Origin of the sequence: Synechococcus sp. CBW1006 (assembly GCF_015840525.1) — a bacterium.
GTDB lineage: Bacteria > Cyanobacteriota > Cyanobacteriia > PCC-6307 > Cyanobiaceae > CBW1002.
This window is the reverse complement of sequence record NZ_CP060396.1, coordinates 998034-1010363: the sequence shown is the minus strand read 5'-3', so window position 1 is coordinate 1010363 and position 12330 is coordinate 998034. Positions and strand designations below refer to the sequence as shown.

At 69.3% G+C, this 12330-nt stretch carries 10 protein-coding genes; 3 read left to right on the top strand and 7 right to left on the bottom strand.

The features are described from left to right. Positions 1-7: 7 nt before the first annotated feature. From H8F26_RS04735 to H8F26_RS04705, 7 genes are all read right to left on the bottom strand, one after another. Complete coding sequence (locus tag H8F26_RS04735) at positions 8-532, bottom strand: RNA-binding protein (protein ID WP_197157857.1); 525 nt, start codon at positions 530-532, stop codon at positions 8-10. Positions 533-617: 85 nt separating this feature from the next. Continuing rightward, positions 618-2093 carry an argininosuccinate lyase gene (gene argH, locus H8F26_RS04730; protein WP_197157855.1) on the bottom strand — a complete coding sequence of 492 codons (1476 nt, stop codon included), beginning with the start codon at positions 2091-2093 and terminating at the stop codon, positions 618-620. Between the two features lie 105 nt (positions 2094-2198). Next, on the bottom strand, positions 2199-3695 hold the full coding sequence (locus H8F26_RS04725; RefSeq protein WP_231605474.1) for a PP2C family protein-serine/threonine phosphatase: 1497 nt from the start codon (positions 3693-3695) through the stop codon (positions 2199-2201). 88 nt (positions 3696-3783) lie between these two features. Continuing rightward, positions 3784-5304 (bottom strand): signal recognition particle-docking protein FtsY, encoded by a 1521-nt coding sequence (gene ftsY / locus H8F26_RS04720; RefSeq protein WP_370594687.1) that lies wholly within the window; start codon positions 5302-5304, stop codon positions 3784-3786. 443 nt (positions 5305-5747) lie between these two features. Further along, positions 5748-6371, bottom strand: coding sequence for a transcription antitermination factor NusB (nusB, locus tag H8F26_RS04715; RefSeq protein ID WP_197157854.1), 624 nt, complete (start codon positions 6369-6371; stop codon positions 5748-5750). Continuing rightward, positions 6371-7099, bottom strand: a complete 729-nt coding sequence (locus H8F26_RS04710) for a DUF502 domain-containing protein (RefSeq protein WP_197157852.1) — start codon at positions 7097-7099, stop codon at positions 6371-6373. Before H8F26_RS04710 ends, nusB begins: the two co-directional genes overlap by 1 nt. Before the next feature lie 58 nt (positions 7100-7157). Further along, positions 7158-7808, bottom strand: coding sequence for an HpsJ family protein (locus H8F26_RS04705; RefSeq protein ID WP_197157850.1), 651 nt, complete (start codon positions 7806-7808; stop codon positions 7158-7160). Between the two features lie 35 nt (positions 7809-7843). Between H8F26_RS04705 and queG the strand changes: the two genes are divergently transcribed. From queG to H8F26_RS04690, 3 genes are all read left to right on the top strand, one after another. After that, on the top strand, positions 7844-8794 hold the full coding sequence (gene queG, locus H8F26_RS04700) for a tRNA epoxyqueuosine(34) reductase QueG (protein WP_197157848.1): 951 nt from the start codon (positions 7844-7846) through the stop codon (positions 8792-8794). Between the two features lie 61 nt (positions 8795-8855). Next, complete coding sequence (locus tag H8F26_RS04695; RefSeq protein ID WP_197157846.1) at positions 8856-9791, top strand: tetratricopeptide repeat protein; 936 nt, start codon at positions 8856-8858, stop codon at positions 9789-9791. 68 nt (positions 9792-9859) lie between these two features. Continuing rightward, entirely contained in the window at positions 9860-12322 is a 2463-nt protein-coding gene (locus tag H8F26_RS04690) for a DNA topoisomerase (ATP-hydrolyzing) subunit A (protein ID WP_197157844.1), read from the top strand. Positions 12323-12330: the final 8 nt, after the last annotated feature.

The window sequence follows — 12330 nt, the reverse complement described above, 5'->3', positions numbered from 1 at the left end:
AGCCGGTTCAGCCTTCGGCTCCGCTGTAGTGGCCACCATCGGCAGCACCGGTCTCAGCCGATCCGCCGCCGCTGCGGCGACGGCGGGTGCGGCCAGCTTCAAAGCCATCCGAGGCGCCGCCATAACCACCGGAAGGAGCGCCGCCGCCACCGCCGTAGCTGCGGTCTTCCCAGCCACGGGCTCCGGATCCCCGATCGGCGGCATAGCCGCCACCACCGCCTGAGTCGCCCCGGCCATAGCCGCCGCCACCGCCGCCGCCGTACCCACCACCACCACGACGCGGGGCGCTGCCACGGGGTTCGGCCTTGTTGATCCGCAGGGGGCGACCCATCAGCTCGGCACCCTGAAGGCCCTCGATGGCACGGGCTTCGGTCTCCTCATCCGCCATCTCGACAAAGGCGAAGCCACGCTTGCGCCCCGAATCCCGCTCCAGCGGCAGCGCACAGCTGCTCACCTCGCCGAAGGGGGCAAACAACTCCGCCACATCTTCCTGCTCCGCGCGGAAGGGGAGGTTGCCAACGAAAATACTCACGGACCTGGGGGGCGCCACGCGGCGCCGACGACCACAGAAGCCTAGGAGCGAAGTGGCCAATCGCCGGGATTCCGGCGGGCAGAGGTCACGGCGTGCAACGGTCCTGGGGCAACAGCCGCTGCCGCATCACCTGCAGCCGCGCCTGCACCTGCTCGAAGCCCGTGCCACCCTCGCTGCGGCGGGCGGCCACCACCTGCCGCGGTGCGATGGCGGCGTAGATGTCGTCGGCGAAAGCCGGATGCAACGCCTGCCAGCGCGGCAGGGGCAGATCCCGGAGCAGCACTCCCTCCTGCAGGCAGGTCTTCACCAGACCACCGACAAGCTGGTAGGCCTCGCGAAAGGGCACCCCCCGAGCCACCAGGTAATCGGCCACATCGGTGGCATTGGAAAAATCAGCGGCTACAGCCGCCTCGAGGCGTTGCGGACGGAAGGCCAGCCCCTCCTCGAACAGGATCGCCATCGCCTCAAGGCAATCCAGGCAGGTACGCACCCCGTCGAACAGGGCTTCCTTGTCTTCCTGGAAATCTTTGTTGTAAGCAAGCGGCAGCCCCTTGATCATCGTGAGCAGGCCCATCAGATGGCCGAACACCCGGCCGCTCTTGCCCCGCACCAGTTCCGGTACATCGGGGTTCTTCTTCTGGGGCATCAGGCTGCTACCCGTGGCACAGCGGTCGGTGAGGGCCACAAAGCCGAACTCTTCGCTGGCCCAGAGGATCACTTCCTCGCTGAGGCGGCTGAGATGCACCAGCACCAGGCTGGCGGCGGCCATGAATTCCACGGCGAAATCGCGGTCGCTGACCGCATCGAGGCTGTTGGCGTAGATGGTGTCGAAACCCAGCTCGGCGGCCGTCTGACGGCGATCGATCGGCACCGGCGTCCCCGCCAGGGCCGCCGCCCCGAGGGGGCAGATGTTGACCCGCCGCCGCACATCCGCGAGGCGGGAGCGATCGCGCTCGGCCATCTCGATGTAGGCCAGCAGATGGTGGGCCAGGCAGACCGGCTGGGCCCGCTGCAGGTGGGTGTAACCGGGGATGAGCACCTCGGAATGGCGTTCGGCCTGGGCCAGCAGGGCGCGCTCAAAACGCGCCAGGGCCGCATCGATGGCATCGATCTGCTGCCGCAGCCAGAGGCGCAGATCGGTGCCGACCTGATCGTTGCGGCTGCGGCCGGTGTGGAGCTTCTTGCCGAGGGGGCCGAGCCCTTCGATCAGGCGCCGTTCCACGGCGAAGTGCACGTCTTCGGCCTCCAGGCCCGGCTGGAACAGGCCGGCGGCCGCCTCGGCCCGCACGGCTTCCAGACCCTCGATCAGCTGATCGGCTTCCTCCGCGCTGATCACGCCGCAGCGGCCCAGCATGCGGGCATGGGCCACGGAGCCATCGAGATCCTGCTGCAGCAGAGCGATGTCGAACCCGATCGAGGCATTGAAACGCTCGATCGCCGGATGCAGCCCCTGCTCGAAACGATCGCTCCAGCTGCCGGCCGTTCCGCCGGTCACACCCCGATCCGCAGGCTCGCCGGTGGCCGCACCGCTGGTGGAGGGGGAGGGGGAGTCGGCTGCCATCGGGCCAGGCACTGGGGCGATCCGTCAGCTTGCCACCCAGGGCCGATGGGATTCAGCCAGGGCCGCTGGCCTCAGCGGCGGTCGGGCCTTGCTGCGGCCAGCGTTTCACCGCAGACCGGCTGCGGCGGGCAGGGACGGCAGCATCACCTCCTCGCGCACCTTCAGCACCACCAGGGAGGCATCGTCGTCGGGCTGGCGATCGTCGCCGACGAAGCGATCGAGGCGGGCGAACAGGTGATCGAGGATCCCCTGGGCACCCACCCCAGACCGACAGGCGGCATGCAGTGCCCGCACGAGACGCTCCTCCTCGAAGCGCTCGCCGGTGAGACCGGGGGCTTCGGTGACACCATCGGTGTAATAGAGCAGCACGTCTCCGGGTTCCAGCACCAGCTGGCCGCAGCCGTACTCGGCCTCGCTCTGCAGACCGATCAGCAGACCCGGGGCATCGAGCCGCTCCACCCTGCCGCTCTGGCGCCGCCAGATCAGTGGTGGATTGTGGGCGGCATTGGCGTAACGCAGCAGGCGGGTGCGGGGGTCGAAATCGGAATAGAAGAGCGTCACGAAGCGGTGCGAGTGGGCCAGGTCTTCCTGGGCCAGCTGGTTGAGGTCGTGCAGGATCCGATCCGGCGCGTGGCCGCTCAGCACCTCCGCCCGCAGCATGCCCCGCAGCAGGGTCATGAGCAGACCCGCCGGCACCCCCTTGCCCATCACATCGCCCATCACCAGCGCCCAACGCCCCTGCTCGCGGCGGCGGCCCATCAGTTGCGGCCGGGTGGGGATGAAGTCGTAGTAATCGCCGCCCACCTGGAAGGCCGGCCGGCAACGGGCCGCCAGTTCCACCCCCTCAATCACCGGGCAGTGGTCGGGCAGCAGCTGGGCCTGGATCTCGGCACCACTGCTGAGCTGGCGATCGAGCCGCTCGTGGCGCCGCATATCCGCCAGCAGCAGCTCGTTCTCCAGGGCAACACCGGTGAGATCGGCCACCAGCTGGATGTGGCGTTGGTTCACCTCGCTCCAGCACAACCCATCCGGGCCACTGAACACGTAGAGCCGCCCCCGCTGATTGCTGCGGGCCACCACCGACGTGCCGAACACCTGAACCTCACCGAGCAGTCGGGCGACCAGCTGATCGAGCAGCTGCACCACCGCTTCCTCACTGGCCTGGGCCTGGAGGTCGCTGTCGGGCAGAGCGGCGATCTGGCGCAGCAGCTTGGCGCAGCGATCCGGCGGCGAGGCCTGCAGCTGCTCGCGCCAGAGCCGACCATCGGGGTGAAAGACCACCAGCAGGGCCCCCTCGGCCTCCACCAGCCGCGCCGCCACCAGGGCCACCAGCTCGAGAAAACGGCTGAGGTTGGTGAAGCTGCGCAGGGCGAAACCCAGCGACGCCAGCAGTTCGCCGTTGCGGCGTTGCTCGCGACTGAGGCTGTCGAGCAGCTGCCGCAGCGAAGCTGTGGCCGTGAGTGGTGCAGAGGCGGGGGGCGCGATCGCCTCGGGGTCCGGTTGCACGGCGGCAGGATCGGCGCTGGCGGGTAGCGGCGACGGGGCCATGGCGGCCCTGGGCGGCGGCTTGGTGCTCAAGGAGCGGCCGCGGGGAGCTCGCAAGGTAGCAGTGGTTTCCGATCGCCATGGACGCCATCGCAACCGGGGCACCACGGCGGCACGGCTGCGGCGCAAGCCTGGGTCGAACGGCTCAGACCGCCAGCAGGGCCTCGACGAACTCGAAGCTGTTGAAGGGCCGCAGGTCGCGGATTCCCTCGCCGGCGCCGATGAAGCGAATCGGCAGACCGGCCTCGTGGGCCACGGCGATGGCCACACCGCCCCGGGCACTGCCATCGAGCTTGGTGAGCACCACGCCCGTGAGTCCGGCGGCCTTGGCAAAGGCCATCGCCTGGCGCAGGCCGTTCTGACCCTGGCTGGCATCCAGCACCAGCAGCGATTCCACGGCGGCATCGGGGGCCAGCTTGTCGATGATGCGCCGCACCTTGGCCAGCTCCTCCATCAGGTTGTGCTTGGTCTGGAGGCGGCCGGCGGTGTCCACCAGCACGAGCTCGGTGCCCTTGGACTGGGCCGCGCCGATGGCGTCGTAAACCACGGCAGCGGGATCGGCATTGGCGCTCGGGTTGGCGATCACCGCCACGCCGCTGCGCTCACCCCAGATCTGCACCTGCTGCACGGCGGCGGCCCGGAAGGTGTCGGCCGCGGCGATCAGGCAGCTGTAGCCACTGCGCACCGCCAGGTTGGCCAGCTTGCCGAGGGTGGTGGTCTTGCCGACGCCGTTGACCCCCACCATCAGCCAGACGTTGAGCCGTTCCCGCTCGGGGGCGAGCAGGGGAACGCCACTGGCGGTGATCGGTTCGTCCAGGAGGCCACGCAGCTGTTCCTTGAGGAACCGGATGCCTTCAGCCGGGTCCACCACCTCCTCGTTGAGGCGCTGCCTCAGGGCCTCGAGCACCTGATCGGTGGCCTGCACGCCCACATCGGCGCGCAGCAGGGTGGTTTCGAAGTCGTCGAGCACCTCGGGGGTGAGCGGATCGTCGCCGAGGCGATCGAGCAGCTGGGTGACGAAACCGCGCCGGGTCTTCTCAAGGCCGCGGCGCAGACGACCCAGCCAGTCGATCTCCTCCAGGGAGATGTCGTCGAGCTGGCGGCCCTGGGCGGCCAGCACCTCGGCCGACCAGGTGAAGGTGTCGTCGAAGGCGCCGAGGCTGGGTTCGGCGGCATCCGCCTGCGGCGAGGGCTGAGCAGGAGCGACTGCAGGGGAGCCGGAAGTGGAAGTGGAAGTGGAAGTCTCTGAGGGTGCGGGAGCAGAGCCGGTGTCAGCCAGCTCCGCGGAGGCGATCAGCTCCTGCTGACGCTGGCGCCGCTGGGCCGCGGCTTGCTCAAGCAGGGACAGACCGGCCGCGGGTGCAGGGGAAGCTTGCGGCGATGGGGCGCTGGGGGAGTTGTCTGGTGACGACGCTGCAACGTCTGACTCCTCAAAGGAAGCTGAGGCAGAGGGTGCAGAAGCAGAAGCAGAAGAGGCGGTGGCAGAACCACCGGCATCAATCGGCGTGGTGGCACTAGCTCTGGCGCTGGACTCCTGAGGCGGCAGTTCCTGGGCCACATCAACGGACGCAGCACTGGGCCCGGGGGGCTCAGTCGGAACCTGCTCAGGCAGGGGCTGCGGTGGGGGGGCCTGCTCAGGGGTGGGTGGCGCTGCAGACGCTGGCAAGGCCCCCGGCTCGGGAGCCGGGGGGGCTGGAACGGCGGCAGGCTGGGCTGGGGCAGGCTCCGCGGCGGCGGCGGCAGCCTGCTGCTGGGCCTTGAGCCGAGCATAGGCCTGACGGGCCCACTCCAGAGCGTCCTGATCGACGGAGGGGCCGCTCGCCGGGGAACCGGAGGGGCTGGGTGCTGGGGCAGCCGTTGCCGGCTCGATCGGGGCTGACGCCGGCTGGGAAGGCTCCGAGGTTGCGGGTTCGGAGGGCCCCGGAGGCTCGAGCGACGCGACGGACCCGTCTGCAGCCCGTCCGTCCGGTGACCCGGGCTCCGCAACCTCAGGAGCGATCGCCTCCGAATCCTGGCCGGGGACAGGCGGCACCGAAGCCGGTTCGGGCTCCTGCTGCGGCTGGCTGCGAGGGACCAGGTTGCGCTTGAACCAGTCGAACACCATGGCGATCAGCTCGCGGAGACGGACCGGGTGAAGCGGCGCAGCACGCCGTTGATCATGCGGCGGCCCTGCTCGTCGCTGTAGCGGTTGGCCAGTTCCACCGCCTCGTTGCACGCCACCGCCGGCGGCGTCTGGAAGTGCTCCAGGTCGACCACCGCGAGGCGCAGGATGTCGCGGTCGATGCGGGGCAGGCGGCCGAGACGCCAGCCCTCCATCACGCCATCGAGACGGGCATCCACAGCCTCGCGCTGCCGCAGCACCTCCCGGGCCCGCTCCAGGGCACCACGACGCACGTCGTCCTGGTCGGAGAGCAGCAGCAGGCGCGGCAGCTCCAGGCTGGCCGACAGCCGATTCAGGGCCTGCTCCGCCTGGGCGATGCCCTCCTGCAGATGCTGGCGCACCTTCGGCAAGCTGGCCTCGCCGCTGTCCTGCAGCTCGCTGTCGAGCAGCTGCTGCTGGGCACCCTGCAGATCCTCCGCGGAGCGATCGAGCGATTCACGCACGTGCTGGCTGAGGCTGGCCATGGCCTGCTGCAGCAGGGTCTCGAGCGAGAGATCGGCCGCTGGAACGCGGTCGTTGGTCTGGCCGAGCATCAGCAGGGCCAGTTCGCGGGCAAGGGTGCGGCTCTGCATCAGGAGAGTTGGGGGGCGCGCAGCTGGGCCAGCAGGCTGGAGAAGCTGCGATTGGACGTGGGCTCGCGTTCGTCGGGGCTGACGATGCCGGCCGAGATGATCGTGCGGAAGGCATCCTCCACCGAGATGTCGATGTCTCTGACGGAGCTCTCGGGCACCACTGCATACCAGCCGGTGGTGGGGTTGGGAGCGGTGGGGATGAACACGCTCAGCATCGGCTCGGTGAAACTGGCCTGGAGACTGGTGGCCAGGGTGGCGGTGACGAAGCCGAGCGCATAGAGACCCTCGCGTGGATACTCGACCAGCACCACCCGGCGGAAGCGGCCGGAATTGCCCTGCAGGAAGGTTTCCAGCAGCTGCTTGAGGGTTTTGTAGACCGAGCCGGCCAGGGGGATGCGCAGCAGGGTTCCCTCGCCGAACTCCAGCAGCCAGCGGCCCACGATGTTGCGGGCCATCAGGCCGATCAGCAGGATGCCCAGCAGCGGCACCAGCAGACCGACGCCGAGGTTGATCAGCTCCTGCAACACCGGGTTGAGGGTGTTGAAGGGATTGAACTGCTTCGGGATCGAGGTGAGGAACGCCAGCACGAAGCGGCTCACCGTGGTGGCCAGCCAGATGGTAGTGGCCAGCGGGATCACCACCAGCAGACCGGCGATCAGATCGTTCTTGAGATCCTGCTGGAGGCGATCGCCCAGCGGCTGATCAGGCCTGGGACTGGATGGAACCAAACGACAACCCGGAGCTCCGGCCTATAGCAACCTGCTGGCAACTTAGCCAGGCACCGCTTCAGAGCAGAGCGACGAGGGCCACGAGTACGAAGGAGACCGCCAGAACAACGGCTGTGCCGGTACCGCCGATGCGGCGTTGATTCACGGCCAGATCGCGGGCCCGCTCCTGCTGCCGAAGCTGCTGCTCGGCCTGGTCAAGCTGGCGCCCCATCAGCTCCTTGACCATCTGACGCTTCTGCTCATCGGTGCCCTGGGCGGGCAGCTGGCCGGCCTGCTCGGCCTGCTGGACGAACTGCTGAATCGCCTCGGGGTTCTCCATCTGGGCCCGGGCCATCTCCAGCTGGCCCTTCTTGGCCGCCAGGCCCTGATCGGTCTGATCGGCCATGGCCCGATCGCCGCTGATCGACATCGGCACCGCCACCAGCAGAGCGATGGCAAGCACGGCGCTCAGGACCGCCACCACCCAGCGCAGGGGGGTGCGGCCTGCAGTGGGCTCGTCGAGGCGGCCACCGAACAGCATCAGCAGCACACCCACCAGGGCCATCGGCGACTGGGTGACGAGCCGATCGACGACGAGCTGGCGGTAGCCCTCCTCGCCCCAGTTCCAGAGGGGCAACAGCACCGCCAGCTGCAGCAGCAACAGCACCACCAGCGTGATTCCCAGCCAACGGAGCAGAAAGCCGAGGCGACCGAAGGTGGCGGAACTCACAGGCAGGATGACGGGATGGAGCAACTGTACGGGCCGTGAGCCGGGCCGCCCTGGCGGTCGCCCTCAAGCAGCAGGCGACGGCGCTCGGCTTCGCGGCGGTGGGCATCGCCGCTGTGCCCCCCGGCCCGCGACTGGCTCTGCGCACGGCGGCGCTGCAGCGCTGGCTGGAGGCCGGCCACCAGGGCTCCATGGCCTGGATGAGCGATCCGCGCCGCCGCACTGCGGAGGCCCTGCTGCCGGGGGTGCGCAGCCTGCTGGCGGTGGGCCTCAGTTACTACGTGGCGGCCGAGCGGGCACCCGGCAGCCTGGCGGTGGCCCGCTACGGCTGGGGGCGTGACTACCACCGGGTGATCGATGGTCGCCTGCGGCGTCTGGGGCGGTGGCTCGAGGCCGAAGCACCGGGCACCGGCTGGCGTGCCTGCGTGGACAGCGCGCCGCTGCTGGACAAGGCCTGGGCCGAGGAGGCAGGCCTCGGCTGGATCGGCAAGAACGGCAACCTGATCCATCGCCAGCATGGATCCTGGCTGCTGCTGGGCCATCTGCTCACCACCCTGGACCTGCCGGCCGACCACCCCGCCGAACCACTCTGCGGCTCCTGCAGCCGCTGCCTCGAGGCCTGCCCCACCGGCGCCCTGCCGGAACCCTTTGTGGTGGATGCCCGCCGCTGCCTCGCCTTCCACACGATCGAAAATCGCGATTCGGAATTACCGGAGCCCATCACCGCGGCGATGGGCCCCTGGGTGGCCGGCTGCGACATCTGCCAGGACGTGTGTCCGTGGAATCAGCAGCCGCTGGAGAGCAGCCCCGACCCGGAGGTGCAGCCGCGGCCCTGGCTGCTCAACCTGCGGGCCGAGACGGCCCTGGGCTGGGATGACGCCACCTGGGACGAGCACCTGCGGGCCTCGGCCCTGCGCCGCATCAAGCCCTGGATGTGGCGCCGCAATCTGCGGGCGGCGGCGGCAGGCAGGGCGAGCGGCTGTCCCTAGGGTGGAGCCTCCCTGTTGGGCAGTTGTGATCCGGCGCTGGTGGCAGTTCAGGAGCAAAGGGATGGCATCTGAGTTCACGCCGGCCGCGAGCCTGGCGAGGCGGAGTCTGCGGACCTGGGCCCTGGCCATGCCGCTGGGGATCGGCCTGTGGGCCACTCAGATGGCGCCGGCCCGGGCGCTGGTGCCCTATGTGTTCGTCCCCCAGAGCCCGGAACTGGCGGGCGCTGGTCTGGGAATTGCCCAGGCGGCCGGCCGGCTGCTGCGGCTTGGCCAGGCCGAGGACGCCGCGCGACTGGCGGCGCTCACCGTGCAGCTGCTGCCCCAGGATCCGCGCGGTTGGCTGCTGCTGGCGGAAGCCCAGCTGCGCAGCAACCAGCTCGACGAGGCCGCCGCTGCCCTGGCCCGGGCCAAGGAACTCGATCCGCGCAATCCCGGCATCTGGTTCGCCCAGGGATCCCTGGCCCTGCGCAACGGCGAACCGCAACAGGCGGTGGGTCTGTTGCAACAGGGGATCAAGCTGGATGGCCGCAATCCCGGCGCCTACTTCGATCTGGGCAACGCCCATCTGCTGCTGGGCGATTCCGGCGCAGCTCTCTCTGCCTTTGAGCGGGCCTCCGGCCTGCGCAAAGACTTCTGGGAAGCGATCAATAACCAGGGTCTGGTGCTCTACGAGCAGGGCCGCGGCAAAGAGGCGATCGATCGCTGGCGCCGGGTGCTGAAGATCCGACCCGAAGCCGCCGAACCCAGCCTGGCGCTGGCAGCCGGCCTCTACGCCAGTGGACCGCAGCAGCAGGCAGAGGCTCGCCAGCTGGCGGCCCAGGCCCTGGATGACGAACCCAATTACGTGCTCGACAGCTTTCAGAAAGAACAGCTCTGGGGCGACAGACTGAGGGCCAGCACCCGCCGGCTTCTGGAGGATCCAGAGCTCAAGAGCGTGGTGGACCGCGCCAACGCCAACGCAGAATCCAGCACGGATCCGGAGGAGTCGACACCTTGACCTCGGGGAGAAACCGCACAGGATCTGTAGGCTGAGCCCCACTTTTCGCCCTCACACCGAAGACCCGGATGGCCGAGGAGCGCGTTCAGCCCATCGCCCTGCATCAGGAAATGCAGCGCTCCTACCTCGAATACGCGATGAGCGTGATCGTGGGACGGGCCCTTCCGGACGTGCGCGATGGGCTCAAGCCAGTGCAGCGGCGCATCCTGTTCGCGATGCACGAGCTGGGACTGACCCCGGATCGGCCCTACCGCAAGTGCGCCCGGGTCGTAGGCGATGTGCTCGGCAAATACCACCCCCACGGTGATCAGGCGGTCTACGACGCCCTTGTGCGGCTGGTGCAGACCTTCGCCAGCCGCCACCCGCTCCTGGACGGCCACGGCAACTTCGGCTCCGTCGATGACGATCCGCCGGCGGCGATGCGGTACACCGAAACCCGGTTGGCTCCGATCGCCCATGAGGCGATGCTTGAGGAGATCGGCAGCGACACGGTCGATTTCGCCCCCAACTTCGACGGCTCCCAGCAGGAGCCCACGGTGCTGCCGGCCCAGCTGCCCTTCCTGCTGCTGAATGGCTGCACCGGCATCGCCGTGGGGATGGCCACGAGCATCCCGCCCCACAACCTCGGCGAGGTGGTGGATGCCCTGATCGCCCTGGTGCGCAAGCCCGACCTCAGCGACGAGAAGCTGCTGCAACTGGTGCCCGGCCCCGACTTCCCCACCGGCGGCGAGGTGCTGATCGGCAGCGGTCTTCGCGACACCTACCTGGGCGGCCGCGGCAGCATTCCGATGCGGGGGGTGGCCCACACCGAGGAGGTGCAGCCCGGCAAGGGTCGCCACCGCCGCAGTGCCGTCGTGATCACCGAGCTGCCGTATCAGCTCAGCAAGGCCGGCTGGATCGAGAAGCTGGCCGACCAGGTGAATGAGGGCAAGATCGGCGGCATCGCCGACATCCGCGATGAAAGCGATCGCGAAGGCATGCGAGTGGTGGTGGAACTGCGCCGTGATGCGGACGCCACCAAGGTGCTGGCCGACCTGCAGCGCCGCACCGCCCTGCAGAGCAATTTCGGCGCCATTCTGCTGGCCCTGGTGAACGGCCAGCCGGTGCAGCTCACCCTGCGGCGCATGCTGCAGGAATTCCTGGAATACCGCGAACTCACCCTGATCCGCCGGACCAACCATGCCCTGCGCCGCTGCGAAGACCGGCTGGAGGTGGTGGAAGGCCTGATCCGGGCCCTGGAGGCGCTCCAGCAGGTGATTGCCCTGATCACCGCGGCTCCCGATTCCGCCACCGCCCGCGCCAGCCTGCAGGTGCAGCTGGATCTGAGCGAGCGCCAGGCCGATGCGGTGCTGGCGATGCCGCTGCGGCGGCTCACGGGACTGGAACAGGAGAGCCTGCGCAAGGAGGTCGAGGAACTGCGGGTCGAACGCAGCCGTCTGCGCACCCTGCTCGACGACCGCGACGCCCTGCTTGACCATCTGGTGGCCGAACTGAAGCGCCTGCGCAAGCGCTATGCCACGCCGCGACGCACCCGCCTGATCGAGGGGGGCGATGAGCTGGTGGCGCAGCGCAGCGCCGCCGTGCGTCCCAACGCCGAACTGCAGCGCCAGCAGGCCTTCGAGGCCCTGGCCAGCGACAGCCGCCTGCTGATCCTGGCCGATGGATCCGTGAAGATCGTCGGCCCGCAGCTGCTGGGCCGCCTCCATCTCGAGGAACCCGCGCCACTGGCGGAACAGCCACCGCCAGCCCGGCTGATCCTGCCGACCGCCGGCCAGCCCAACCTGCTCGCCTTCACCGCCAATGGCCGGGTGGCCCTGCTGCGCTGGGAATTTGCCGGCCAGCAACAGGGAGGGCTGGAGCGCTTCCTGCCCGACAGCCTCGAGGGCGAAACGGTGGTTCAGGTGCTGCCTCTGCCCAGCCAGGCCAGCGGCACAAGCCTCGGTCTGCTCAGCAGCGACGGCCGCTTCAAGCGGCTTCCCCTGGAGGACTTTCAGGAACTCTCCGGCCGGGCCGCCACCGTGCTCAAGCTCAAGGAGGGCGTCCACCTGCTGCGGGTGGTGCCCTGCCATGACGGCCAGGATGTGGTGGTGGCCAGCAGCACCGGCCGCCTGCTGCGTCTGGCGGTGGAGGAAGCCAACCTGCCGCTGATGGGACGCACCGCTCAGGGGCCGGTACTGCTGCGGTTGCTGCCGGGCGAGGCAGTGGTGGGCGCCGCCGCCGTGGCCACCGGCGGAGACGTGCTGCTGGCCAGCCGTCTGGGCCTGCTCAAGCGCCTGGCCGTGGAGAATCTGCGGCCGTGTCAGCGGGGTGATCTGGGCCAGATCGCCATCCGCTTCCGCGATCGCCGTGATGCCCTGGTGGATCTCTGCGGAGCCGAAACGGCCATGGTGAGCGTTGTGATCTCAGAGATCCGCAGCGTGCGGCTCGCCACCGCAGAGCTGGAGCGCCAGGACAGCAGCGGCGACGGCGAACTGCTGGGCCTGCGCGAACGGGAAACGGTTCAGGCCCTGGTGCCCCTGATCACCGGCTGAACAGCGGA